The following is a 23,993-nucleotide window of genomic DNA, read 5'->3' as shown; positions in this document are numbered from 1 at the left end:
TATCGGGTGACCGTGCCCTCGGTGACGCTCTCACCGAGGGCGGGCATCTGGACTGAGAAGGCCATAGCGGTCGAGATTCCTCTTCGTACGTCTGCATTGTGAGACGCCATGGTCCGGGTTCTGGGCCGCCGCCTCGAACGGGACGAAACGGCCGCTTCTTCACAGCGGTTGTAGCAGGCGGCGGCGCGCGAAGGCCGCTGGCGACCGCGTGAAGCTGCGGAAGCTCAGGTGCTTCCCAGGCGGGACGGGGCAGAGTCGACCGGTGACAGTCGCCCGACGGAGTGGACGTTACGGCCGGACGACGATCCGCCCGTTCACTGATCCGGACTCCATAGCCGCATGGGCCTTGGCGGCGTCCATCAGCGTGTAGGTCGCACCGACCCGACCGCGTAGCAGTCCGCGCGAGAGCGCGTCGTTCATTGCCTCGGCTGCGTCCGCGAGATCTGACACGGATGCATTGCTGATGGCGAAACCGCGCAAGCTCACGTCACGCACATACAGCTGACCGACCGGAAGAGCCGGCGTTGCCCCGAGACCGGCCACCACCACGACACGGCCGCCCTGGCGCATCAGCGGAAGCGCTCGGCTGAAGTCATTCCGGCCGCTGTTGTCCCACCATACGTCGAAGCCGTTCGGGGCCGCTGCCTTGAGCCGCTCATCGAGGTCCTCGGCGTCGTAGGGCACGACTGTCTCGGCACCACACTCGATACACCACGTCGCATCCTGCCGTGACGCGGTTGCCACGACGTGTGTGCCTGCCGTCGACGCGAGCTGCACGACCGCGCTCCCCACGGCTCCGCCGGCACCGGCGACAAACACCGTCTCGCCGACGGTCAGGTTGGCCTTGCGGAACAGTCCGAGGAAGGCCGTCCCACCCGCGTGCAAGACCGGGGCGGCATCTTCGGCCGCTACCTGCTCCGGAAGTGAGTAGACGCGTTCGACGGGCGCGACAGCATACTCAGCGAACGTGCCTTGCCGGCCGGCGTGGCCCAGACTGTTGCACCACACCCGGTCACCCGGTTCGAACTGAGCGACGCCCGATCCAACAGCGGCCACAGTACCGACGATGTCACGCCCGATGACGAACGGGAACGGTGTATGTGTCTGGTACGCGCCGGAGCGCACAAAGAGATCGACGTGGTTGACGGCGGTGGCTTCCATTCGAATCAGCACATCGGTCGGACCCGGCGTCGGGGTCGGCAAGTCCCCGACCTCGATTCGTTCCACACCACCCGTCTCGCGGATGTACGCCGCCCGCATGGAGTTTGGAACAGTCACTGCTCGGGCCCCCCAGCGGGGGGCGCGCCAAGATGAACCTCCGCCACAGTTTTGTGATAGCGCTCCTCCCACGCAGCGGTGAGGGGCTCCTGCTCGCAGTTTCCCCAGGTGTAGGCCGGGGACAAGATCGGGCGCGCCTGTTCGACGTGCACGATCGCGACCTCGTTGGCCGGGTACCCGGGGCCGTTGAGCTCGAGCAACCAGGAGTTCAACCACTCGTACTCGGCCTCAGCAGGCTGGGCGAACGCCGCCTTGCCCTTGAAACGGTAGCCGCGGCGACTGAAGACGTCGATGACGTTGATCTCGATGCGCGAGTCCCGCTTCAGGTTCGCCATCGTGGTCGGAGAGGCGATATCCATGAAGATGAGGTGCTCGTCGTCGTAGACCCGAAGCGAGCCCTTCGGGGAAAGATTCGGCGAGCCGTCTTCGCAGACGGTTGCTGCGAACGCGAGCCAAGCCCTCTCCACGATGCTGCGCATGTCTTGATCGATGAGTGCCATGAAGCCTCTCTCTTTCAGATATCCGTCCCGCACAACGTATGTCGGGCTGCGGGACACGGCTACGGGGTCACGCTGCTTGAGGCTGTGTCGCGTTCACCCTCCGGTGGAGCCTCTTCAACGCCCGCGGACGCCGATCCGAGGTCGACGTGCTTGGTCTCGGGTCCCAGCACCGCACCCAGAATGACGAGACAGCCGCCGAGCGCGAGGAAGACCAGTGGCGTCATGTCGTAAGGCATGAGCTGAGACAGGCCTTCCTGGTAGAACGCGTAGAACGAGGGGATGATGACGGCTGCGGTGTAGCCGAGTCCGTATGCGCTCGATCGGACGCCGACATGGAAGCGCTCAACGATGTAGGTGCTCACGACGGAGTAGATCGACACCACCACCAGCACCAGCAGCACCACAACGACCCCGACGGGGACAGCGCCGTGCACCCTGCCGCTCGCCACCAGCCAGAACAGCACTGGAGCGACCACCGTGATCAGAACACCGTTGCCGAGAAGGAACGTCTTCCGCCCTATCCGCTGCGACAGCGCACCGGCGCCCAGATAGCTCGCGGCCAGCAGCGCGTAGGCGATGACGAGCACCAGGGTGGACTCGACGCTGGTGAGCCGACCACTGGTCTTGAGCACGCCTGGTAGCACCGCGCCGATCATGTTGAAGGCGAGCCACACGCCCGACATCAGCACGAAGACCTGCAGGAAGCCCCGGAGGTTACCGCCACGCATCAGCTCTGCGAGGGGCGAGCGCCCCGGGTTCTTCTGCTTGTCGTTGGTCCACGCCTCCGACTCGTGGACGTTCCGCGCATACCAGACAGCCCACGCGAGGGCAAGTACCGCGCCGATGATGAACGGGATCCGCCAGCCCCACGTCACATAGGGCGAGTCCGGGCCGCCCACCGGAACTACGAGGAGCAGGCCGAAGGTGAGCAGGGCAATTGTGCAATATGCGAGCGGGAAGCCGGTCATGATGACCGCTCCGTCGAATCCTCTGCGCGACTTCTGACTCTGCTCCAACGCAAGCGGCGTCGCCGCGGTGTACTGCCCACCGAGGAAGACGCCATCAAGGAATCGCAGGGCCACGAGGAGAACGATCGCGGTCAGGCCGAGCGTGCCGTAGCCGGGCAGCAGTGCGATTGCCAGGGTGCACAGCCCGAAGCCGAACAGGGAGACGATCGTGACGCGCCGTCGTCCGTGACGGTCGGCCAGATGGCCGAAGATCAGTGCTCCGACGGGGCGGCCCAGGAGGGTGGCCACGAAGATCGCGGCGGCGACGATCCGGCTCGTCGACTCCGACATCCCTTGTGGCACGAAGTAGGCCAACGCCGGTCCGAGAACGATGACTGGGAGATAGACATCGAACATGTCGACAAACAACCCGACCTGTGCCCCGAGTCGGGCCTTGACGCCCGTGCCGGGGCGACTCTGCGCGCTGTGTGGTGGTGACTCGTTCATTGAGGCCACTCCGTGAGGGGTCGGGAACATGCTGTGAGGGACAGCGTCGACCGTTGAGCGGTCGATGCGGGCTCCCAGTAGATGCATTCATCACAGGAACGGCCTAGAGATTTCCGCACACCAGAACATTCGGCAGGACAGACGAGTCCCTGTGGTCACGAAGCCAAACATCACTGCTGGTAGACCGTCATTCGGCTCCGAAGGTGCGCGTGTCAGAGACGATGGTGGCTCTGGACGAGGCAAGTGAGCGTTCTTCACCAAGGAACCTCTGGGCGCCCTCGCCCTGAGGCGAAGACCTGTTCCTCCGCCGGAAAATCGGACATACACCTGGCGTGGGGGCGGTGCGACGCAGACTCACCCACCTAGCTGTCCCGATCTTGATCCGGCGCGCGCGGCGGTCGAACCGGCACCGTATCCTTCCTCTTCCCGCGAAGCGGCGGCGAGTTCGAGGTCCCGCGCGATGGCCTCCGCGGTTGCGGCCAGGAGGTTGACCCACTCGGGCAAGCGGTCCTTCTGATAGCGAGCCGTCGGCATCGCGATCGAGATCGCTGCGGGCAGCGACTTCGGAGACTCGGGCACGGCGCACCCAATCGCCGTGAGGCCGGTCTCGGTGAGCTCCTCGTTGAGTGCGAAGCCCTGTCGACGGATTCGGCGCAACGACCGCAGAAGTGCATCGGCGTCGGTCACGCCGGACTTGGACTTGTCGAAGAGTGCGCGAAGGACGTCAGGTTCGAGGGCGGCGAGCAGAGCTCGACCCCCGGAGGCTAGGTGGGCCGGGAGTACGCGCCCCTCGCGATCGCCGACTCGGAGCACCTGGTCGCATTCGGCTGTCGCGACGAACCGGATCTGGTCGCCGACGAGCACCATCAGGTTGCTCGTCTCCATCGTCCGTGTCGTGAGGATCGCCAGGTGCGGAAGTGCGATGCGACGCAGTTCGGTGACCGGCTCGGTTACCGGTTGGGCGCGCAGAATCGGGCCGGCAACGTACCGGCGGTCGTGGTCTTGTTCGGCGAAGTCCCGGTACACGAGCATCGCCAGCAGGCGGTGGGCCGTGGAACGTGCGACGCCCAACCGCGCAGCGGCCTCCGTGACCCGCAGCGGCCCCTCCTGCTGCAAAATCGTCGCCAAGCGCAGGGCATGGTCGACCGAGTCGATTCCGTACGTCGGTTTGTTCTTCACATCAGAACTGTAGCGCTCGTTTTGCGGAAACTCTTTAGTCTCCTGCCTATGACAGCCACGGCCGCACACCAACAGACAGGCGCTGGGTCGCCGGTGAACCTGCGCGCCTCCGAGGGCCCCCGGCAGCCCGAACCGACACCGGAGCTGAACGAGCTCTATCGCAGCTTTGAGGACGAACTCCTCGTCCCGCTCTGGACCGAGATCGGCGATCTGATGCCGCCCAGCCCACGCCCGCAGGCGCAGGCCCACACGTGGCGATGGGCGAATCTGCTCCACCTCGCTGAACGCTCCGGCACTCTCGTGCCGGTTGGGCGTGGCGGCGAGCGGCGGGCTATCGCACTTGCAAACCCCGGGCTGGGTGGAGCCCCCTATGCCACCCCCACGCTGTGGGCGGCCATCCAGTACCTCAACCCCCGTGAAGACGCCCCAGTGCACCGCCACAGCCAGCACGCGTTCCGGTTCGTGGTCGAAGGTCAAGGCGTCTGGACCGTGGTCGACGGTGATCCTGTCGCCATGCGCCGCGGGGATTTCCTACTCACCCCTGGCTGGCGATTCCACGGTCACCACAACCAGTCCGGCACGCCCATGGCCTGGCTCGACGGACTCGACATCCCGTTCTCTCATTACGTCGGTTCCGGGTTCTCCGAACACGGCCCTGACGCTGTCGAGGACCATTCGACCCCGGCACTGTCGCGGTCCGAACGACTGTGGGCACACCCTGGTCTGCGCCCTGTGTCGCAGCCGGGCTCTTCGGGGAGCTCGCCTATCGCCGCCTACCGCTGGGAGCACACGGACGCTGCCTTGCACGACCAGCTGGAGCTGGAGGCCGAGGGGCATCCCGGTGTTGTCGAGGCCGGCCACGCCGCGGTCCGTTTCACCAACCCCACGACCGGTGGCGACGTCATGCCGACGATCCGCGCAGAGATGCATCGATTGCGCTCAGGTGTCACTACCGCTGCCCGCCGCGAGGTCGGCTCCTCAGTGTGGCAGGTGTTCGAGGGCGCCGGCGCGGTCGAGGTCGGCAGCCGGCGTTGGGACGTCGAGCGCGGTGATCTGGTTGCGGTGCCTTCATGGCAGCCGATGACCATTACGGCTGGGACATCTCTGGATCTGTTCCGGTTCGCGGACACCCCGATTTTCGAAAGCCTGCACGCGGCGCGAGTTCACGTCGACGGAGACCACTCATGAAACTGACGACCCTGCGAACCTCGGCGGGCTCACGCGCTGCGCGCGTCGATGGCGAGACGACGGCAGTCGAGATCGGGCCGTCAGACGTCGGCGAGCTGCTCGCGGACCCGGGCTGGCGTCGTCGCGCCGAGGAGGCAGACGGACTGCGCCACGACATCAGCAGCACCGACCTCGGCGCCGTGGTGACCCGCCCCGGAAAGATCTTCTGTGTCGGCCTCAACTATCGCAGCCACATCCTTGAGATGGGGCGTGAGCTCCCGCGGTTTCCCACCCTGTTCGCGAAGTACCCCGAGGCCCTCATCGGTCCGAACGACGAGATCACCCTCGACCCAGCCTCGTCGGCCGTCGACTGGGAAGCCGAACTCGCCGTCGTCGTTGGATCGACGGTGCGGCGGGCGAGTCCAGCGGAGGCTTCGGCTGCGATCGCCGGGTTCGCCGTGCTCAACGATGTAACGATGCGCGACTGGCAGTACCGGTCAGCGGAGTGGCTCCAGGGAAAGACGTTCGAGGCCACGACGCCGTTCGGCCCGTACCTGGTGACCCCGGACGAGCTGCCGGGCGGAGTACACCCGGAGCTCGAACTCAGCTGTGCCGTCGAGGGGGAAACCGTCCAGTCCGCGAACACCAGAGACCTGGTGTTCGACCCGGTCGAGCTGGTGTCGTACATCTCGACGATTCTCACGCTGCACCCCGGCGACGTCATCGCCACCGGCACTCCCGGCGGGGTCGGCCACGCACGCGAACCCAAGCGCTACCTCTACGACGGCTCCGTGCTCACCACCTCGTTCGCCGGTCTGGGCGAGCAGCGCAACGTGGCTCGTGCAGCTGCGCGGGTGCCCGCGTGACCGGGGTCGCCCTGGACGCACGTCCCTGGGCCGAGGCCGGGACCCGGATGCTGCTCGACGACGTCGCTGATCTGTCCGCGGCCGACCTCGACCAAGGCTGCCGGCTGCCCAACTGGACACGCCGCCACCTCCTCGCCCACGTTGCGTCCAACGCCGAGGCGATCTGTCGGTTGCTCGCGTGGGCGCGCACCGGGGTCGAGACCCCGATGTACGCCTCGCCGACGCAGCGGGCAGCCGACATCGAAAACGGGGCAGCTCGCCCGGACCTGCGTGCCTGGGTCCGGGACACGGCCCGCGAGCTGGTTTATGCCGCGTCGAGCCTCCCGGACGAGGCATGGCCGGTCGAGGTCGTGACGGCGCAGGGGCGCACCGTCCCGGCGAGCGAGATCTGGTGGATGCGGGCCCGTGAGACCTGCATCCACGTCGTCGATCTGGACGCAGGCACAACATTCACCGACCTCCCCAGCCCGTTCCTCACAACACTGCTCGACGACGTCGCAGTCTGGCGCTCCGCACGGCCGGGCCCTGCAATCACGCTCGTCACACCGACCACTACCCACCACATCGCCGGGGACGGCGACCCGACGACGGTCTCCCTTCCGCTCGCGTCCGCTGCTGCCTGGCTGGTCGGCCGCTACCCAGAACCGTCGCTGCCGGGTCTGCCCCGCTGGTTGTAGAGGAGTTTCAATGACCGAAGCGTCCATCGACGTGTCCGGGACGGGCGGATCGGGAGCCCCTGTGGACGCCATTGTCGTCGGCGGCGGCATCGGCGGGCTCGGCACCGCGCTCGCGCTGCACCGCGCCGGCCGCACTGTCCGGGTCCTTGAGCAGGCCGCGGAGTTCGGTGAGGTCGGCGCGGGCCTGCAGATGGCGCCCAACGCCACCCGCGTGCTCCGGGAGTGGGGTCTGCTCGACGATGTGATCGAGCAGGGTGTCACCCCAAGGCGGCTCATCATGCGAGACGCCGTCGACAACCAGGTTCTGACCCAACTCGACCTCGAAGACGCCGGGCGACGTTACGGCGCGCCCTACGTCGTGATCCACCGCAGCGACCTGCACACCATCCTGGTGCAGGCGTGCCGAGATGCCGGGATCGAGCTGGTCACCGCGACGAAGGTCGAGCAGGTCGAAACCGGCCCAGACCACGCCACAGCGGTCAGCGACCAGCGCCGTGACACGGGCAGCATCGTGGTAGCGGCCGACGGGTTGAACTCACAGCTGCGCAGCCGGCTCAGCGACGACCAGCCGATCAGCTCGGCATACGTCGCCTACCGGGGCGCGGTCCCGCTGTCAGACATGCCCGACCAGGATGCGCTCGCCCTCGAGGACGTGACCGTCTTCGTCGGTCCCGCATGTCATTTCGTGCAGTACCCCCTCCGTCGTGGCGAGATGTTCAACCAGGTGGCGGTCTTCCAGTCCCCGAAGGCCCTCGCCGGCGAGGAGGACTGGGGCACCCCGGACGAGCTCGGCGCCGCATTCGCAGGCACGTGTGAATCTGTCCGCGCCGGCCTGCCGTACCTGTGGCGAAACCGTTGGTGGCGGATGTTCGATCGCGAGCCCATCGACTCCTGGGTGGACGGACGCGTGGTCCTGACCGGCGACGCCGCCCACCCCATGCTCCAGTACCTCGCGCAAGGCGCATGCCAGGCACTGGAGGACGCGGTATGCCTCGCGGAGCAAGCCGAGAAGTACCACGACGGTGAGCAGACCGACTGGGACCGGGCTCTCGAGAGCTACACAGCACTCCGGACCGTCCGCACAGCGACGGTCCAGCGACGAGCTCGTCAGTGGGGAGATCTGTGGCACTGCGGTGGTCTCTTCCGTGACACCCGCAACGCGCTGCTCCGTGACCGAGACACCCACGACTACCGCTATATCGACTGGCTCTACGGCTCGGAGCTCTGATCCCCCGCTCGTCCGGGTCAACGGCCCGAGACACACTCACCGGGCAGGGCGGCGGTAGTGGCCGGCACCCAGCGCGTCGCGCCTCGGTGGGTGAGAGCCTCGACTTCCGCGGCCTCGTCGGTCGCGCCGATGACCGACGTCGGGGCCGCATTCAAGTACGGCGACCCGGGGTCCGGTCGATCGTGGGTTCTACATGCTGGCACTGGCCGACCTGCTGACCAAGCAGCGGACCTTCGCTACGCGGAGTTCCTCGGTCCGCAACACTCGCAATGCTTTCGGCGACGGGACAGCAGTGCACCTACGAGATCTGGACGTAGTTTTCCGTGAACATCGGAGCCAGGAGGTCTGGCCCCGAGCGGACGGCGGGGCAGCCGGCGGCGTGCTCGGTTGGCTGACGCACAGGTGAAGCTGTCGACGGCAGATCGAACGATGCAGACGTGAATCACCCCTTCCGAAACGGGGGTGATCCACGGGGTAGGAGAGCGGAGCACCATGAGCACGCAGGGGCACGTCGGCGGCGGAGACGTCCTCATCCGTGAGGTCGACAGGGCGACGTTCGACTCGGGGCTATTCGATCTGCTCGCCCAGCTCCGCCCCGGCTTCACTCGTAACCTCTTCGAGGAACTCACGACCGTCGGTTACGACCAGGGCCTGAGATTCATCGTCGCGGATGACTCCGACGGCATTCCCATCGCTGCTGCCGGATATCGGGTCCTGTCGACGAGTCGCGGTCGGATTCTCTACGTCGACGATCTGGTGACCTCTGAGGCGCTCCGCTCGAGGGGATTCGCCAGCCAGTTGCTGGCCGAGCTGCGAACCCGGAGCCGTGATGCGGGCTGTGTGCGGGTGGAGCTCGACTCCGGTGTCACGAATACTCGTGCCCACCGGTTCTATCTCCGGGAGCGACTCGACATCGGTGCCTATCATTTCGCGATGCGGGTCGACGTCTGATCTCCGCGCCATCAAGCACGGCAAGGGGCCTCGGCGCCGCCGACATAGGTGTGTCGCTCCGCGCATTCGATCGGCTGACGCTGCGCGACATCCAGGATGCCGCCGGCAACGCCGGCTCACGGCACCACCCGCGGCTACGGGAGCGAGCCCGTCACAACCTCGATCGCCATGCCACCTACGCCGTGGCGGCCTACTTGGTGGCCGAGACTGCTGCCGGTGAGGCGGAGGAACAGCGGTGGCAGTAGCCACCGCCGGACAACTCGTGCGTCTCGGCATTAGAATCGTTGGCGCACAACGATGCAGAAGCCCATACGGGCTGGGCCTGAACCGCCCACTGACCGCTCCGCCGACCGCGAAACTCCGACACTGCCCAGGGTCCAGCGGCGTTCCTCAGGCCCCGCTGGCGGCAACGCAGCTTCGGTCGGTTCAGCGGTCGCGGCGGGCGAGACTCGGTCAACGCGGTGACCGGGCCCTCCCAACCTGGTGGAGAGAGGCCTCGGCGCGCTCATCCAGGGAACCGAGCGCCCGCTGTTCTGTTCCTCGTGACCTGCGCATGTCGTTGCAGGTGGTGGCCGAGGGGGCCCGGCCACCACCTGCTGGTCGTCATCGGTTCGTTGTGGGCGCGGCCAGGGGGCGTTCGGCCGCGCGCGTGCGTTCGGTGACGCTCACCCCCTCTCGTCGGCAGCGGATCGGTGGGCTCGGCCGTGCGGCGCCGTCGCGGCGTGCCGTCCGGTCGGTCTCGGGGCGTGGTCTGCGAGGTCAGTGCACGACTGCGGGACGGGGCAGGCCGTCCGGTCGGACGTCGCCGGCCTGCACGGCCGCGGTGTCGGGGTGCTCGGCGGGCGGGCAGGCTCCGGTGCGGAACGAGGTGACGACGAACCTCGTCGACGCGGGGCCGTCGTCGGCGCGGGTGGACACCACCCCGGCGACGTCGAGCTCGTCGAGCTGCGCGAGGAGTCGCGCCAGGGCCACCGGGGCGTCGGGCGGCTCGTCCTGCGACTGCGCGAGGGTGCGGTGCAGCGACCCGGTGTGCCATCCGTGACGGTCGCCGGCTCCCGACGGGGTGGGCACGACGACGTCGATCAACCATCGTGGTCGGCCACCGGACGCCGCCGGTGCAGGCCGGACGACGATCTCGCTGATCCGGTCGGCGCGGACGAGGCCGCCGTCGCACATCTGCAGCCATACGTGCTGGAGGCTCACGGGAACTCCTGGTCGGTGTCCGGTTCGGGGGGGGGTTGGTCATGGGCCCGGTACGGCCCGGGCCGGCGCGACGGGCCGGGCCGTACCGGGCCGACGGTCAGGGCGATCCGGTGCTCAGCGCCCGTGGGCCTGCGCCGGCCGTCACTGCGATGGAGCGGGGCTTCGCCCTCTCGGCGACAGGAATCCGGAGCGTCAGGACGCCGGCGTCATAGGAGGCGTGGATGTGGTCACCGTCGAGCGCGTCGCCGAGGAACAGCTGGCGGGAGAAGGCGCCGAGCGGGCGCTCGGACACCTGCATCTCGACGGAGCCGTCCTGGGTCGGCCGGCGTTCGGCCCGGACGGTGAGGACGTCGCGTTCCAGGGAGATGTCGATCGCGGACGGGTCGACACCCGGCAGGTCGAACTCGACGACGTACTCGTCGCCCTGCCGGTAGGCGTCCATCGGCATGCCCGCGGGACGCGACCAGGTCCCGGGTGTGGCGCCGAACGCCTGCTGGGCGATGCGATCGAGCTCGCGGAACGGGTCGGTACGCATCAGCATCGCTGATTCTCCTCTCGTGTCGGTGTGCGATGCACCAGCCGTGCGGCTGAATACCTGAAGTCTAGACAGGAGATTTTCCGAGAAGCAAGCGGAGATTCGAAGAAATTTTTAGCGACGGCTGGAGGTTCTCGGTTTGCTCGGCTGTAGAGTGGAGTACCCTGGAGTGTGCGGAGGTGGGCGATGACGGGGCTCGAGCAGCTCGACGACGAGGACTACCCGTCGGTGTCGATGGGTCAGGCGGCCGAGCTGCTCGACGTGCAGCCTGCATTCCTGCGCAGCCTCGACACCGCGGGTGTGCTGCACCCGCACCGCACGGCCGGTGGGCACCGCCGCTACTCCCGCCGCCAGCTCACCGAGGTCGTCAGGCTGCGCGCGCTCCTCGACGCCGGGCACAGCCTCGGTTCGGCCCGGACGATCGCCGACCTGGAGAAGCGGGTCGAGGCCGAGGACGACGCGCGCCGGCGCGCCGACGACGCCCGCGACGAGGCCCGCCGGGACCGCGACCAGGCCGAAGCCGCTCGCCGGCGTGCCGACGAGGAACACCGGCAGGCCGTCCGCGACCGCGACGAGGCCCGCGCCGACCTCGAGGACCGCGAGGACCAGCTGCGCGTGACGCGGCGCCGCCTCGACGAGGCGCGCGACGAGATCTCGACCCTCACCGCGCAGTTGGACCGTCGCACCTGAGCGCCGACCAGCCCACGGATCACAGTGCGTGGCAAACGAGCGAGGGTGACCCCACACCCCTGCGGCGCCCGCGACAGTCGGTCCGCGACGGCCACTCCGACGCAGCCGGAGGGCCTCGCGGGCCGGCATTCGGGCAGTTCCGATAACCGATGTCACCAAAGCGAGCCCGGCACAACCTCGATCGTCACGCCACCTACGCCGTCGCGGCCTACCCGGCTGACATCGACGCCGGCGAGTCGCGGGCACAGCCTCGGCCGTAGTTGTCAGCCCACCGCCGGCCGGCTCGATTCGCCACCACACCCGCCCCGGCGGACCCGGCCGCCAACTTGCCGACCTCGAGCTACGCCACCGCCGACGCGCCCGCGCCGAGGACCGCATCCGCGCTGCGAAGGACACCGGGCTGACGAACCTGCCGCTGTACGAGCTGGACCAGAACCGCATCTGGCAAGCGGTCGTCGCCTTGGCCTCTCCTGTCGTGCCGGTCCGCCCGGGGCCGATCCCGAGTCGCTCGCCCCTGAGATGGCGCTGCCAGAGCCGCTGCCAGGGCGACCCGGCGGAAGGCTGAAACGCCGCGTGCTCGAACCGGGCCCGAATGTCCGGCGGGGGGCGGCGAGGCGGAACCGGACTTGGCCGGGATAGACCGGGTGCGGGGCCCAGCCGTCGATGATCCGGACGTCGACGACGAACCCGCTGATCGCGGGCAGCAGCGGCAGCAGGGCCAGCGCGTAGGGCGCCGCTCCGGCGGCGTCTCTGCCGGCGTCGGGCAGCACCCGGCGCGCGGCGAGCTCGGCCCGCGCGGAGGGATCGATGAGCCGGGTGCGGCCGTGGCGGCCGGTCGCGGGGAGAGCAGTCCGGGCGCCACCAGGCGCACCTGATACCCGGTTGCGGGCCAGCACGGTCGTCGCGCTGGTCGCCGTCACCAGCGCACGAGTGCGGTCATGGTTGTCCCCGGTCTCCTGGCTGACACGTCGTCGGCACCCGAGCAGGATGACCTCTCATCGGTAGATGAACAAGATGATGGCTCGTTGGTACCGATGACGTGATAACCGGCATTGTCTTGCGGCGCAGGGAACAGCGTCGCGACGGCTTGCCCGCGAACGTGTTGAACGAAGCGGAAGTCCCCTGCGCGGACGACAGGACGACCTCCCCGAGGAGCACACTCGCCGAGATCACCACCAAGGACGACAGGCACCACCGGACCTTCACGCACCCCTGCACGTACCGACGCAGCAGCTCCCCGGGCCGCCCTGACCCTCCGCGGCCCGGACCATGACGAAACGCCGCCGCGGCAAGCGCGGAGACCGACACGAGCGGATGCCGGGCCATGGCCCCGGGCCGTGCGTCGTCGGGTCGGGCGCCGACGTCCGATGTCGTCATCGCGAGCTTTCCGCCGGCCCCGAACGGCAGGTCGTCGGCGACGAGGCGCGCCCGGGGATCAGCAGACCAGGCACCGCAAGGCGGTCTCCGGCCGCGGTTCCCCCGATCGTGTGGCACAGCCAGACGTTGGGCGCCCCGTCCGGTGAGGACACCGCCGCCGGTCGGCCCTGGCGCCCGCGCCCGGTCGCTGCAAGTCTGATCTCCCGGCGAGCGAGGGGGAGCGAATGGTCGAGGCGGCGATCGCAGAACACGGGCTCATCGGGGACCTGCACACGGCCGCGCTGGTGAGCACCGACGGCTCCGTCGACTGGTTCTGCTGCCCACGGTTCGACTCCCCCACCGTCTTCGGCGCGCTGCTCGACGACGAGAAGGGCGGCCACTTCCGCATCCGGCCCGCCCTCGGCAGTTACGACGCCAAGCAGATGTACCACCCGGACACGGCCGTGCTCATCACACGCTTCATCACCGAGGCCGGCGTCGGGGAGGTCCTGGACTTCATGCCGCCCGCCGGGCCGGACGTCACCGGCCGGCACCGGATCGTCCGGATGATGCGCTGCGTGCGTGGCCAGATGTCGTTCGACGTCGACATCGCGCCGCGGTTCGACTACGGCCGGGCCCGGCACGCGCTCCACATCGGCGACCACGGTGCGGTGTTCGCCGGCGACGACCTGACGCTCACGCTGCACGCCGTCCGCGAGCCCGGCGATGCACCACTGGCCCACATGGCGGTCGACGACGGGGACCTGCGCGTCCGCGTCGACCTGCGAGCCGGTGACCTGCGCGGGTTCGTGCTCGAGGCGGGTGCGGACGGGCCGCCGCGCGACTTGCGCGTCGCCGATCTGCGGGGCCTGTTCGACGAGACAGTCGGGTTCTGGCGGGTGTGGCTGGGCCGCTCGACGTACAAGGGCCGCTGGCGGGAGATGCTGGGCCGGTCCGCGATCACCCTCAAGCTGATGACGTACCGGCCGACGGGTGCGCTCGTCGCCGCACCGACCGCCGCGTTGCCCGAGCAGATCGGCGGGGAACGCAACTGGGACTACCGGTACACGTGGGTGCGGGACGCGTCGTTCAGTGTGTACGCGCTGCTCAAGATGGGTTTCACCGGCGAGGCGGCGCAGTTCGCCGGGTGGTTGCGCGACCGGGTCGCCGAGGCCGGCGGTACCGGGTCACCGCTCAAGATCATGTACCGCGTCGACGGCACGTCCGACCTCGTCGAGGAGGAGCTGCCGCACTGGTCGGGCCACCGCGGGTCGCGGCCCGTCCGGATCGGCAACGGCGCCGCCGACCAGCTGCAGCTCGACATCTACGGCGAGGCGCTGGACAGCATCTCTTTCGCCGACCGGCACGGCATCGCCTACGGCCACCGCGGCTGGACGCAGATCGGTCTGGTCCTCGACTGGCTGGCCCGCAACTGGGACCAGCCCGAGGAGGGAATCTGGGAGACCCGGGGCGGGCGCAAGGACTTCACCTACGGCCGGCTGATGAGCTGGGTGGCGTTCGACCGCGGCATCCGGATGGCCGCCGAGCGGGGCCGTCCGGGCGACGTCGCCGGCTGGACCGCCGCCCGGGACGCGATCTACGACCAGATCATGACCCGCGGGTTCGACGAGGGACGGCAGGCGTTCGTCCAGCACTACGACGACAAGGTCCTCGACTCGTCGCTGCTGCGGATGTCGACGGTCGGGTTCGTCGTCCCCTCCGACCCGATGTGGCGCTCCACCCTCGCCGCGATGGAGGACGAGCTCGTCACCGACAGCCTCGTCTACCGCTACGACCCGGCCGCCTCCCCCGACGGGCTGCGCGGCTCGGAGGGCACGTTCTCGTTGTGCACCTTCATGTACGTCGACGCGCTGGCCCGCGCCGGGCGTCTCGAGGACGCGCGGCTGGCGTTCGAGAAGATGCTGACCTACGCCAACCACGTGGGGTTGTTCTCCGAGGAGATCGCGCTGACCGGCGAGCAGATCGGCAACTTCCCGCAGGCCTTCACCCACCTCGCGCTGATCGACGCGGCCATCACGTTGGACGAGGCGCTCGGCGACTGACCCCGTCCCTGCGGCTCCCCCGAGCACATTGCGGGACGACGCCTCCCCGACCAGGCTGGCGCGTGAGGCCACCGAACACGCTTGGGGATTCCACGATGATCCACGGCAACTTCCGCGAGTACCTGGACGAGCTGCTGCGCGAGGGCTACAGCGTGCGCCACGACGCGCACGGCTCCGACCCCGACCTGATCGACCCGGGTGGCAACCCTGTCCTGACCTGGCACGAGGACTACCCCTACAACGAGCGCCTCGACCGCGACCTCTACGAGGCGGAGAAGTACCAGCTGCAGGTCGAGCTGTTGAAGTTCCAGTACTGGACCCAGGACGTCGGCGCCAAGCACGTCATCCTCTTCGAGGGGCGCGACGCCGCCGGTAAGGGCGGCACGATCAAGCGCTTCCTCGAACACCTCAACCCGCGCGCCGCCCGGGTCGTCGCCCTGAACAAGCCGACGGAGACCGAGCGCGGGCAGTGGTACTTCCACCGCTACGTCACCCAGCTCCCCACGGCCGGGGAGATCGTGCTGTTCGACCGCTCCTGGTACAACCGCGCCGGCGTCGAACGCGTCATGGGCTTCTGCACCGACCGCGAGTACGAGATCTTCCTGCGCCAGGCCCCGCAGTTCGAGGAGATGCTGATCGAGAGCGGGTTCACCCTCACCAAGCTGTGGTTCTCGGTGACCCGCTCCGAGCAGCGCACCCGGTTCGCCATCCGCCAGATCGACCCCGTCCGCCGCTGGAAGCTGTCCGCGATGGACCTCGAGTCGCTCGACCGCTGGGACGACTACACGGCGGCCAAGGAGGCGATGATCGAGCACACCGACACCGACTTCGCGCCGTGGACGTCGATCAAGAGCAACGACAAGAAGCGCGGCCGGCTCGCCGCGATGCGGTTCTTCCTCGACCAGTTCGACTACGTCGGCAAGGACCCGTCGCTCGTCTACCCGCCCGACCCGCAGCTCGTGCAACGCGGACGCGACTCGATCAAGGACTGACGCCCGGTCGATCCGCGGATCCGCGCCCGCCACCAGGCCTGTCACCGGGGGTGGTGCCGGCCGCGCCCGTCCCGCTCGAGCATCCCGGGTCAGCGCCGGTCCTCGGTCGGCGGTCGTCGGTGGTCCGTCGTCGGTGGTCCGTCGTCGGGGCGCACACCGCGGCGACCAGCGCCGAGACCCGGGCGACCGTGGGCGCGGGGTCACGTCGTCGCGCGAGGACCAGCGCAGCCGTGATCCGGCGGCCGGCGAGCGGGACGTAGGCGACACCGTCGAGGCGCAGGGCGTGCACCGAGGCCGGGACCAGACCGAACCCGAGACCCGCCGCGACGAACGCGACGAGCGTCCCGGTCTCGCCGACCTCGACCACCCGGGGATCCAGGCCGGCCCGGCGGCAGACGTCGAGCACGAGCGGCTGCATCGTCGACCGGTGCCCCGACGGGTGCGTCACCAGCTGCATCCCGTCGAGCTCGCGCAGCGCCACGCTCTCCGCGCCGGCCTTCGGGTGGTGCGCGGGCAGGACCGCGACCAGGGACTCGTCGCGCAGGTGGACGACGTCGAGGTCGTCGAGCGGTGCGGGGCCGGGCCGCAGCACGGCGATGTCGAGCTCACCCTGGCGCAGCCGGTCGAGCAGCACCGGCCCGAGCAGCTCGCCGTACAGGTCGAGCTCCACCTCGGGCAGCTCCTCGCGTACCCGCAGCGCGACCCGCGGCAGCACGTCGTAGGTCGCGGTGCCGACGAACCCGAGCCGGGCCCGTCCGGCGCGCCCCGCCGCGAGCGACCCCAGATCGGCGGACGTGCGGTCGACAGCGGCGAGGATCTCGGCGGCGCGGCCCTGCAGCAACCGGCCCGCCTCGGTGAGCTCGACCCGGCGCGTCGACCGATCCATCAGCCGGGTGCCCGTCTCCCGTTCCAGCTGCCTGAGCTGCTGGGACAGCGCCGGCTGGGCGATGTGCAGCCGCGCCGCCGCACGGCCGAAGTGCCGTTCCTCGGCCAGGACGACGAACGACCGGAGATGACGGAGCTCCACCCCGCAGATTCTATGCGTGTTGCTTATCAATGGACGTCCGATGAGTATTGGACGTGATGGACCGATGTTCCTACCGTCGAGACATGACGTCCTGCTACCTCTACGCGGCCGCCCGCACGGCGTTCGGGCGGTTCGGCGGCGCCCTCGCCGATGTCCGGCCCGACGACCTCGCCGCGACCGCGCTCGCCGGCGTGCTGTCCAAGACCCCCAGCCTCGACCCGGCGCTGATCGGCGACGTCGTCTGGGGCTGCGCCAACCAGGCGGGCGAGGACAACCGCAACGTCGGCCGCATGGCCGTCCTGCTGGCCGGGCTGCCCGTGTCGGTGCCGGCCACCACCGTGAACCGGCTGTGCGGCTCCTCCCTCGACGCCGCGATCCAGGCCTCGCGCGCGGTCGAGGTCGGCGAGGCCGACATCGTCGTCGCGGGCGGCGTCGAGTCGATGACCAGGGCGCCGTGGGTGCTGCCCAAGCCGTCGCGCGCGTTCCCCGCGGGGAACGTCACCGCCGTGTCGACGACGCTGGGCTGGCGGCTCGTCAACGACCGCATGCCCGCCGAGTGGACGATCTCGCTCGGCGAGTGCAACGAGCAGCTCGCGGACCGCTTCGCGATCTCGCGGCGTCGCCAGGACGAGTTCGCCGCCCGCTCACACCAGCTCGCCGCCCAGGCCTGGGCCGACGGGTTCTACGACGACCTCGTCGTCGACGTCCCCGGCGTCACGCTGGAGCGCGACGAGAGCATCCGCGACGGCTCCACCCCCGACACCCTCGCCGGGCTCAAGCCCGCGTTCCGCCCCGACGGGACGATCACCGCCGGCAACGCCAGCCCGCTCAACGACGGCGCCGCCGCCCTCCTGCTCGGCTCCGCCGACGCGAGCACCCACATCGGCGCCGACCCACTCGCCCGCGTCGCCGGGCGCGGCGTCCACGCCCTCGACCCCCGCGAGTTCGGCTTCGCACCCGTCGAGGCCGCCGAACGTGCCCTCGCCAGGGCCGGCATCGGCTGGGCCGACGTGAGCGCCGTCGAGCTCAACGAAGCGTTCGCCGCCCAGTCCCTGGCCTGCGTCGACGCCTGGAAGATCGACCCCGGCATCGTCAACGCCAAGGGCGGCGCGATCGCCCTCGGCCACCCCCTCGGCGCGTCCGGCGCCCGCGTCCTCGCGACCCTCGCCGCACGCCTGCACGAGTCAGGCGACCGGTGGGGCGTCGCCGCGATCTGCATCGGCGTCGGCCAGGCGCTCGCCGTCGTCCTCGAGAACGTCGCCGGGGCCCGGTCGTGACCGCCCGCATCTGCACCGGCTACGACGAGGCCGTCGCCGGCACCGCCGACGGGTCGACCGTCCTCGTCGGCGGCTTCGGCATGGCGGGCATGCCCGTCGAACTCGTCGACGCCCTCGTCCGGCAGGGCGCCGCCGACCTCACGATCGTCTCCAACAACGCCGGCAACGGCGACACCGGGCTGGCCGCGCTGCTCGCGACCGGCCGCGTCCGCAAGATCGTCTGTTCCTTCCCGCGCCAGACCGACTCCTGGGTCTTCGACGACCTCTACCGCTCCGGCCGCATCGAGCTCGAGGTGGTCCCCCAGGGCAACCTCGCCGAACGGTTGCGCGCCGCCGGCGCCGGCATCGGCGCCTTCTACAGCCCCACCGCCGTCGGCACCCCGCTGGCCGAGGGCAAGGAGGTCCGGGAGATCGACGGCCGCACCTACCTGCTCGAATACCCAATCCACGGTGACCTCGCGCTGGTCAAGGCCCACGTCGCCGACCGGATGGGCAACCTCGTCTACCGCCGGACCGCCCGCAACTTCGGCCCCGTCATGGCCACGGCCGCCAGTACCGTCGCGGTGCAGGTCGACCGCGTCGTCGACGCCGGCGCCCTCGACCCCGAGGCCGTGATCACCCCCGGCGTCTACGTCGACCGCATCGTCCCCGCCGCCCAGGAGGCCGCCGCGTGAACACCCGCACCAAGGACGACATCGCGGCCGCGATCGCCCGCGACATCGCGGGCGAACACCCCGACGGCGCCTACGTCAACCTCGGCATCGGGCAGCCCACGCTCGTCGCCGACCACCTCCCCGACGGCTCCGGCGTGGTCCTGCACACCGAGAACGGCATGCTCGCCATGGGCCCCGCAGCCCACGGCGACGACATCGACCCCGACCTCATCAACGCCGGCAAGATCCCCGTCACCGAGTTGCCCGGGGCCGCCTACTTCCATCAGGCCGACTCCTTCGCGATGATGCGCGGCGGCCACCTCGACGTCTGCGTCCTCGGCGCGTTCCAGGTGTCCGCCGGCGGCGACCTCGCCAACTGGCACACCGGCGCCCCCGACGCGATCCCCGCCGTCGGCGGCGCCATGGATCTCGCGATCGGCGCCAAGCGCGTCTGGGTGATGATGACGCTGTTCGACAAGCAGGGCACGCCCAAGCTGGTGCCGACGTGCACCTACCCGCTGACCGGCGTCGGCTGCATCGAACGCGTCTACACCGACCTCGCGACCTTCGCGGTCGGCCCGGACGGCGTCCGCGTCCTGGAGGTCCACGGCATCGACGTCGACGGCCTGGTCGAACGGATGGCCCCGCTCGAGCTCCACCTCGACCGGGTCGTCGGCTCCGGTACCGGCCGATGAGTGCGACGACACGCGTCCCGACGATCGCGTTGACTCGTCCCGCACCGGCGCCGGATCGACCGGCTCTGGTGCTCGGGCCGTCCCTCGGTACCTCCGCGACGGCGTTGTGGGGCCTGTGCATGCCTGGGCTGCTCGAGGCGTTCGACGTCCTCGCGTGGGACCTGCCCGGTCATGGGCGCAGTCCGGCAGCGGCGGCGGACTTCACGATTTCCGACCTCGCCGACGGAGTTCTCGACGCCGTCGACGCCGCCCGCGGCGGCGGCAGGAATCAGGAGATCCACTACGCAGGCGACTCGATCGGCGGTGCGGTCGGACTCCACCTGCTGCTCGACCACCCCGGCCGGGTCGCCGCCGCGTCGCTCATATGCACGGGGGCGAGGATCGGCGAGCCCCGCAACTGGCTCGACCGGGCGGACCTGGTGGAGCGGTCGGGTGTCGATGCAGTGGTCGACGGGTCCCGACAGCGATGGTTCGGGCCCGGTTTCGGCGAACGTCACCCCGACCGGGCCGACGCCCTGCTCGATTCGCTGCGTGCGGCCGACCCGGTCGACTACGGACGAGCCTGCCGAGCCCTGGCGTCCTACGACGTCCGTGACCGCCTGGGGAAGGTCACCGCTCCTGTCCTCGCTGTCGCCGGTAGTCACGATCAGCCGACTCCTGTCGCGACGCTGCGGGAGATCGCGGACGGCGTCGTGCACGGTCGTCTGGAGGTTCTCGACGGCGTCGCGCATGTCGCACCGGCCGAGGCCTCGGAAGAAGTCACGACACTCCTTCGCGACCACCACAGCTGATGTGCCGCCCCGACCTGCCGGGTCGGACGCTACGGCGCGCCGACGTCACGGTCCTGTCGACGAGCCGGCGCGACGAGGTGCCGAAGGGTGCGCGGGGACAGGGTCTGTGGATTCCGCTGTTCGCGGTTCGATTCCGTCCAGCAGCGTTCGGACGGTCGCCTCGGCCTCGTCCATGGGTGTGCGGCGGCGCAGCATCCGGCGCGCGCGGACGAACGCTTGATCGACCCCCACCGCCAGGACAGATGTCAGCACACCGTCCTGTCCGGAGAGCACGACCCGACGCTCTGGTCGGGTTGCGGAGCCGAGGGGCAGTACCCGGACGTCGCTGCCGGCGACGCCGCTGAACTGGATCCGGACGTCGTACTGATCGGACCAGAAGTACGGCACGAGATCGGCCGGGTTCCGGTCGACGCGCGCGACGAGCAGGTTCCGTGCCGCGATGGCACCCTGCTGCGCGGCGTTCGTCCAGTGCTCGACGCGCATCCGCCGGCCGTAGCGGGGGTTGAACCAGTCGACGACGTCGCCGGCGCCGACGACGTGCGGCGCTGCGGCGAGGTACCGGTCGCACGCGAGGCCGGCCGACACGTCGAGACCGGCACCGGCCAGCCAGCCCGCCGCGGGCCGGGCACCGATGCCCACGAGGACGGCATCGGCGCGGACGACGGACTCGTCGTCGAGCTCGACCGCCCCGACCCGGGACGCACCGTGCACGACCCGCACGCCGCGCCCTAGCCGGAACCCGACGCCGTGCTCAGCGTGCAGTCGTTGCAGGGCGCGCCCGGCGTCGCGTCCCAGCACCCCCTGCATCGGCGCCTCGAGCGGGTCGACGACGGTCACCTCGGCCCCGAGGCTGCGCGCGGTCGCCGCGACCTCCATGCCGATGAACCCCGCGCCGACGACCACCAGTGCGGCGCCGTCCTCGAGGTCGCGGCGCAACGCCAGGCAGTCGGCCTGCGTCCGCAGCGTGTACAGGCCCGGCCGGGTGCCGGCACCGGGGAGGTCGCGTGCGGTGGCCCCGGTGGCCACCACGAGCCCGTCGTAGCGCAGCGGCCCGGCGCTGGTATCCAATGTGGATGACTGGATGTCGAGCCCGACGGCCCGGACGCCGTGTCGGACGTCGATCCCGCGCCCGGCGAGGGCATCGGCGTCGCGCAGCTGTGTCTGCTCGCGGGTCCAGACCCCGGCGAGCAACTGCTTGGACAACGGCGGCCGGTCGCACGAGGGCTCCTGGTCGGCGTCGAGCACGGTGACGGGCCCGGCATAGTCGGCGTCGCGCAGCGCCTCGGCGGCGTGCAGGCCGGCGACGGAGGCGCCGACCACGACCACACCGGCTCCGGTGGACGGGAGCATTGGTCCTCCTCGGGGACGAGCAGCATGGGACCGGGCCCCGCCGGCACGGCCGGGGCCCGGCGAACGGCGAAGCGGACCGTCAGCCCTCCGGCTCGTCCATGCCGTCATCGATGCCGCGCAGCCCGGCCTCGACGGCCTCCTCGGCCGCACCCCGGGTCTCACCCGGGTCGAGGTCGAACGCGGGCGTCGACAGCAGCGCCGACGCGTCGACGACGGCCGCGAGGACCGACTCGCGTGCCCCGTCGACCCAGTCCTGGATCAACGCCCGGTTGGCCGGCTCGTCCGCGATCGCGGTGCGGGCGAGCGCGACCGACCAGCGCCTGCTGCGGACGGTGTCGCGGTGCAGGTTGCGGTGCATCGCCGAGGTGAGCTCGTCGCCGTTGGCGGCAGCCGCCTCCGCGAGCCGGAGGTTGAACACCGCGTCGACCGCCGGCTTGAGCAGGAAGCAGAGGCCCACGAACGATCGGCCCCAGTCCCGCTCGACCAGGTGCGACTCCACGGCCTTGCGCAGCGGCTGCAGCGCGGGCTCCTGCTCCCAGGTGCGCCGGTCGTGCACACCGAACTCGCGGTCCGGGTGGTGCAGCTGCAGCTGACGCGTCTGGTAGGCGATCCGCTGGATTCGCCTCAGCTCGTCACCGGCCTGGAACCCGATCGCGTTGCTGATGTAGCTCGACGGCGCCATCGACATCACATACGTCGCGGCCATCAGCAGTCCATGCCCCACGAACCGGAACGGGGTGTAGCCCTTTCCGAGCGCGGTGAGCCAGTCCGCGGACAGCCGACCGTAGGAGCCGCGCGCCTCGTGGTCGTCGATCACGCCGTCGACGTAGGTCTCCGCCGCGTCCTGCGTCCGCACGTAGGTGCGGTAGACGAGCATGTCCGGGTCGCGGAACGCGTTCCAGTCCGAGCACCGGAAGGTGAATCGTTGCGGTGCTCGACGTACCACCGGTTCCAGACGTGGTCCGGGGACATCTCCCACGGCGTCTGGCCCGGCTTGTAGTGCCAGTGCAGGTCGTGCGACACGAACTCGTACTCGGTGGGGATGCGCCGCTCGCTGTAGCGGCTCCAGCTGCGTCGCTTCTGGGCAAGCTCGCTCACCGGTCTCAGCCCTCCTTCGGGGTGGGACGCGCCGCACCCTGCTTCGTGTGCCAGACGATCTCGTCGGTCGTGGTGATGATGTGGCCCGCGAAGAACGCCATCTGCGGTTCCACGTCGCCGATGCGGACCGGCCGCCCGGCCAGCTCGGCGAGGGTGCTGCGGGTCAGCCGGCAGCGGCCGCGGGTGTGGATGTGGATGTAGGACCCCTCGTCACGGAGGTGGACCTCCGACCCGGGGTTGTCCTCGGCGATGGCGGCCGCGACGAGCTCTGCCATCTCGCCGGACTGCATGATCGGTCCGACGAGTGCCGCGTCGGCGTGGTCGGTCTCCGGTGGGTGTGTGGTCATTCGACGCTCGCCTTCTGGCTGGCTGAGACGGGGGTCCGGACGTAGAGCTCCCCGTCGCGGATCTCTGAGGGGTACTCCGGCAGGCAGGTGGTGGTGGGATTGACGCCCGCGCCCGTGCCGGCGTCGAACTCCCACATGTGAGCGAGGCAGGTGATGATCTCGCCGTCGAAGTCGGCGTCGTCGAGGGTGTTGCCCTGGTGCGGGCACAGCCCGCGGAAGGCCTTGACGGTGCCGCCGGTGTTCACGAGCAGCACCGCGGTCCCGTCGCCGAGGCGCAGGAAGGACGCCTCCCCCTCCCAGACGTCGTCGGCGCGGCCGGCGCTCTGCCAGGTCCCGTCGGTCTCGGCGGTCATCGCGGCGCGTAGGAGACGATCACTTCCTCCATCGGCACGATGCCGGCTTCGGAGGCGGTGAGCGAGTCGTCCAGCACGGCACCCGCGTACTCGACGCGCAGTCCGGCGTCCTGCACCGGTACGCGCCGGCCGACCGAGTGCTCGGCGCACTTGCGCGCCACCTCGAAGACGGTGTCGGTGTCCTCGACGAGGACCAGGTTGTAGAGGAAGTCGCCGCGGAAGTGCGCGACGACCGGCATCGGGTTGCCCATGTCTCGTCTCCC

24 protein-coding genes and 1 pseudogene are annotated in these 23,993 nt (G+C 69.9%); 13 read left to right on the top strand and 12 right to left on the bottom strand.

The features are described from left to right. Positions 1–288: 288 nt before the first annotated feature. From PSU4_RS18890 to PSU4_RS18875, 4 genes are all read right to left on the bottom strand, one after another. Positions 289–1,260, bottom strand: a complete 972-nt coding sequence (locus PSU4_RS18890; protein WP_147110110.1) for an NADPH:quinone reductase — start codon at positions 1,258–1,260, stop codon at positions 289–291. A gap of 14 nt (positions 1,261–1,274) precedes the next feature. Beyond that, on the bottom strand, positions 1,275–1,778 hold the full coding sequence (locus PSU4_RS18885; RefSeq protein ID WP_147110107.1) for a pyridoxamine 5'-phosphate oxidase family protein: 504 nt from the start codon (positions 1,776–1,778) through the stop codon (positions 1,275–1,277). 59 nt (positions 1,779–1,837) lie between these two features. Beyond that, a complete protein-coding gene (locus PSU4_RS18880; protein ID WP_147110105.1) occupies positions 1,838–3,232 on the bottom strand; it encodes an MFS transporter in 1,395 nt (464 codons plus the stop codon). Positions 3,233–3,586: 354 nt separating this feature from the next. Then, a complete protein-coding gene (locus PSU4_RS18875; RefSeq protein WP_147110103.1) occupies positions 3,587–4,411 on the bottom strand; it encodes an IclR family transcriptional regulator in 825 nt (274 codons plus the stop codon). 48 nt (positions 4,412–4,459) lie between these two features. Between PSU4_RS18875 and PSU4_RS18870 the strand changes: the two genes are divergently transcribed. The 5 genes from PSU4_RS18870 to PSU4_RS18850 all read left to right on the top strand — a co-directional run bounded on the left by PSU4_RS18870 (position 4,460) and on the right by PSU4_RS18850 (position 9,300). Continuing rightward, a complete protein-coding gene (locus PSU4_RS18870; RefSeq protein WP_147110101.1) occupies positions 4,460–5,599 on the top strand; it encodes a cupin domain-containing protein in 1,140 nt (379 codons plus the stop codon). Further along, positions 5,596–6,444: a fumarylacetoacetate hydrolase family protein gene (locus tag PSU4_RS18865; RefSeq protein WP_147110122.1), complete on the top strand. Its 849-nt coding sequence runs from the start codon at positions 5,596–5,598 to the stop codon at positions 6,442–6,444. The genes PSU4_RS18870 and PSU4_RS18865 overlap by 4 nt, the downstream gene beginning before the upstream one ends. Continuing rightward, positions 6,441–7,121, top strand: a complete 681-nt coding sequence (locus PSU4_RS18860; RefSeq protein ID WP_281290705.1) for a maleylpyruvate isomerase family mycothiol-dependent enzyme — start codon at positions 6,441–6,443, stop codon at positions 7,119–7,121. Before PSU4_RS18865 ends, PSU4_RS18860 begins: the two co-directional genes overlap by 4 nt. A gap of 10 nt (positions 7,122–7,131) precedes the next feature. Next, positions 7,132–8,349: an FAD-dependent monooxygenase gene (locus PSU4_RS18855; RefSeq protein ID WP_147110097.1), complete on the top strand. Its 1,218-nt coding sequence runs from the start codon at positions 7,132–7,134 to the stop codon at positions 8,347–8,349. Positions 8,350–8,841: 492 nt separating this feature from the next. Then, the gene (locus PSU4_RS18850) at positions 8,842–9,300 is read left to right on the top strand and encodes a GNAT family N-acetyltransferase (RefSeq protein WP_147110095.1); all 459 of its coding nucleotides are present in this window, start codon (positions 8,842–8,844) and stop codon (positions 9,298–9,300) included. Positions 9,301–10,059: 759 nt separating this feature from the next. On the opposite strand, the gene PSU4_RS18845 is transcribed toward PSU4_RS18850, so the two are convergent. Then, positions 10,060–10,503, bottom strand: coding sequence for a hypothetical protein (locus PSU4_RS18845; protein ID WP_186817050.1), 444 nt, complete (start codon positions 10,501–10,503; stop codon positions 10,060–10,062). A gap of 97 nt (positions 10,504–10,600) precedes the next feature. Continuing rightward, positions 10,601–11,044, bottom strand: a complete 444-nt coding sequence (locus PSU4_RS18840) for an Hsp20/alpha crystallin family protein (RefSeq protein WP_147110092.1) — start codon at positions 11,042–11,044, stop codon at positions 10,601–10,603. Positions 11,045–11,224: 180 nt separating this feature from the next. Here PSU4_RS18840 and PSU4_RS32915 point away from each other — a divergent pair, with 180 nt between their 5' ends. The 4 genes and pseudogenes from PSU4_RS32915 to ppk2 all read left to right on the top strand — a co-directional run bounded on the left by PSU4_RS32915 (position 11,225) and on the right by ppk2 (position 16,139). Continuing rightward, positions 11,225–11,728 carry a helix-turn-helix domain-containing protein gene (locus tag PSU4_RS32915; protein ID WP_147110091.1) on the top strand — a complete coding sequence of 168 codons (504 nt, stop codon included), beginning with the start codon at positions 11,225–11,227 and terminating at the stop codon, positions 11,726–11,728. A 322-nt stretch (positions 11,729–12,050) separates the two neighbouring features. Further along, a pseudogene (locus PSU4_RS18830) lies at positions 12,051–12,206 on the top strand (IS1380 family transposase); the annotation flags it as partial. A 1,123-nt stretch (positions 12,207–13,329) separates the two neighbouring features. Then, positions 13,330–15,147: a glycoside hydrolase family 15 protein gene (locus PSU4_RS18825; RefSeq protein WP_147110089.1), complete on the top strand. Its 1,818-nt coding sequence runs from the start codon at positions 13,330–13,332 to the stop codon at positions 15,145–15,147. 95 nt (positions 15,148–15,242) lie between these two features. Next, on the top strand, positions 15,243–16,139 hold the full coding sequence (gene ppk2, locus PSU4_RS18820) for a polyphosphate kinase 2 (RefSeq protein ID WP_147110088.1): 897 nt from the start codon (positions 15,243–15,245) through the stop codon (positions 16,137–16,139). On the opposite strand, the gene PSU4_RS18815 is transcribed toward ppk2, so the two are convergent. Beyond that, positions 16,129–17,166, bottom strand: a complete 1,038-nt coding sequence (locus PSU4_RS18815; protein WP_147110087.1) for a LysR family transcriptional regulator — start codon at positions 17,164–17,166, stop codon at positions 16,129–16,131. The genes ppk2 and PSU4_RS18815 overlap by 11 nt on opposite strands. An 83-nt stretch (positions 17,167–17,249) precedes the next feature. Between PSU4_RS18815 and PSU4_RS18810 the strand changes: the two genes are divergently transcribed. The 4 genes from PSU4_RS18810 to PSU4_RS18795 are packed head-to-tail and all read left to right on the top strand — an operon-like array spanning position 17,250 to position 20,582. Then, the gene (locus PSU4_RS18810) at positions 17,250–18,443 is read left to right on the top strand and encodes a thiolase family protein (protein WP_147110086.1); all 1,194 of its coding nucleotides are present in this window, start codon (positions 17,250–17,252) and stop codon (positions 18,441–18,443) included. Beyond that, on the top strand, positions 18,440–19,117 hold the full coding sequence (locus PSU4_RS18805; protein ID WP_147110085.1) for a 3-oxoacid CoA-transferase subunit A: 678 nt from the start codon (positions 18,440–18,442) through the stop codon (positions 19,115–19,117). Before PSU4_RS18810 ends, PSU4_RS18805 begins: the two co-directional genes overlap by 4 nt. Further along, complete coding sequence (locus PSU4_RS18800; RefSeq protein WP_147110084.1) at positions 19,114–19,791, top strand: 3-oxoacid CoA-transferase subunit B; 678 nt, start codon at positions 19,114–19,116, stop codon at positions 19,789–19,791. Before PSU4_RS18805 ends, PSU4_RS18800 begins: the two co-directional genes overlap by 4 nt. Then, complete coding sequence (locus PSU4_RS18795; protein ID WP_147110083.1) at positions 19,788–20,582, top strand: alpha/beta fold hydrolase; 795 nt, start codon at positions 19,788–19,790, stop codon at positions 20,580–20,582. Before PSU4_RS18800 ends, PSU4_RS18795 begins: the two co-directional genes overlap by 4 nt. Positions 20,583–20,627: 45 nt before the next feature. On the opposite strand, the gene PSU4_RS18790 is transcribed toward PSU4_RS18795, so the two are convergent. The 5 genes from PSU4_RS18790 to PSU4_RS18770 form a co-directional block, all read right to left on the bottom strand. Then, on the bottom strand, positions 20,628–21,932 hold the full coding sequence (locus PSU4_RS18790; RefSeq protein ID WP_186817048.1) for an NAD(P)/FAD-dependent oxidoreductase: 1,305 nt from the start codon (positions 21,930–21,932) through the stop codon (positions 20,628–20,630). Positions 21,933–22,011: 79 nt separating this feature from the next. Next, positions 22,012–22,878, bottom strand: coding sequence for a ferritin family protein (locus PSU4_RS18785; RefSeq protein WP_186817047.1), 867 nt, complete (start codon positions 22,876–22,878; stop codon positions 22,012–22,014). A 157-nt stretch (positions 22,879–23,035) separates the two neighbouring features. Next, positions 23,036–23,377, bottom strand: a complete 342-nt coding sequence (locus PSU4_RS18780; RefSeq protein WP_147110079.1) for an MmoB/DmpM family protein — start codon at positions 23,375–23,377, stop codon at positions 23,036–23,038. Further along, the gene (locus tag PSU4_RS18775; RefSeq protein ID WP_147110078.1) at positions 23,374–23,730 is read right to left on the bottom strand and encodes a Rieske 2Fe-2S domain-containing protein; all 357 of its coding nucleotides are present in this window, start codon (positions 23,728–23,730) and stop codon (positions 23,374–23,376) included. The genes PSU4_RS18780 and PSU4_RS18775 overlap by 4 nt, the downstream gene beginning before the upstream one ends. Beyond that, positions 23,727–23,981: a toluene-4-monooxygenase system B family protein gene (locus PSU4_RS18770; protein WP_147110076.1), complete on the bottom strand. Its 255-nt coding sequence runs from the start codon at positions 23,979–23,981 to the stop codon at positions 23,727–23,729. The genes PSU4_RS18775 and PSU4_RS18770 overlap by 4 nt, the downstream gene beginning before the upstream one ends. Positions 23,982–23,993 lie beyond the last annotated feature (12 nt).

The organism is Pseudonocardia sulfidoxydans NBRC 16205 (assembly GCF_007989085.1).
GTDB lineage: Bacteria > Actinomycetota > Actinomycetes > Mycobacteriales > Pseudonocardiaceae > Pseudonocardia > Pseudonocardia sulfidoxydans.
The sequence above is the reverse complement of the archived record's forward strand: the minus strand, read 5'-3'. Positions and strand labels throughout refer to the sequence as shown.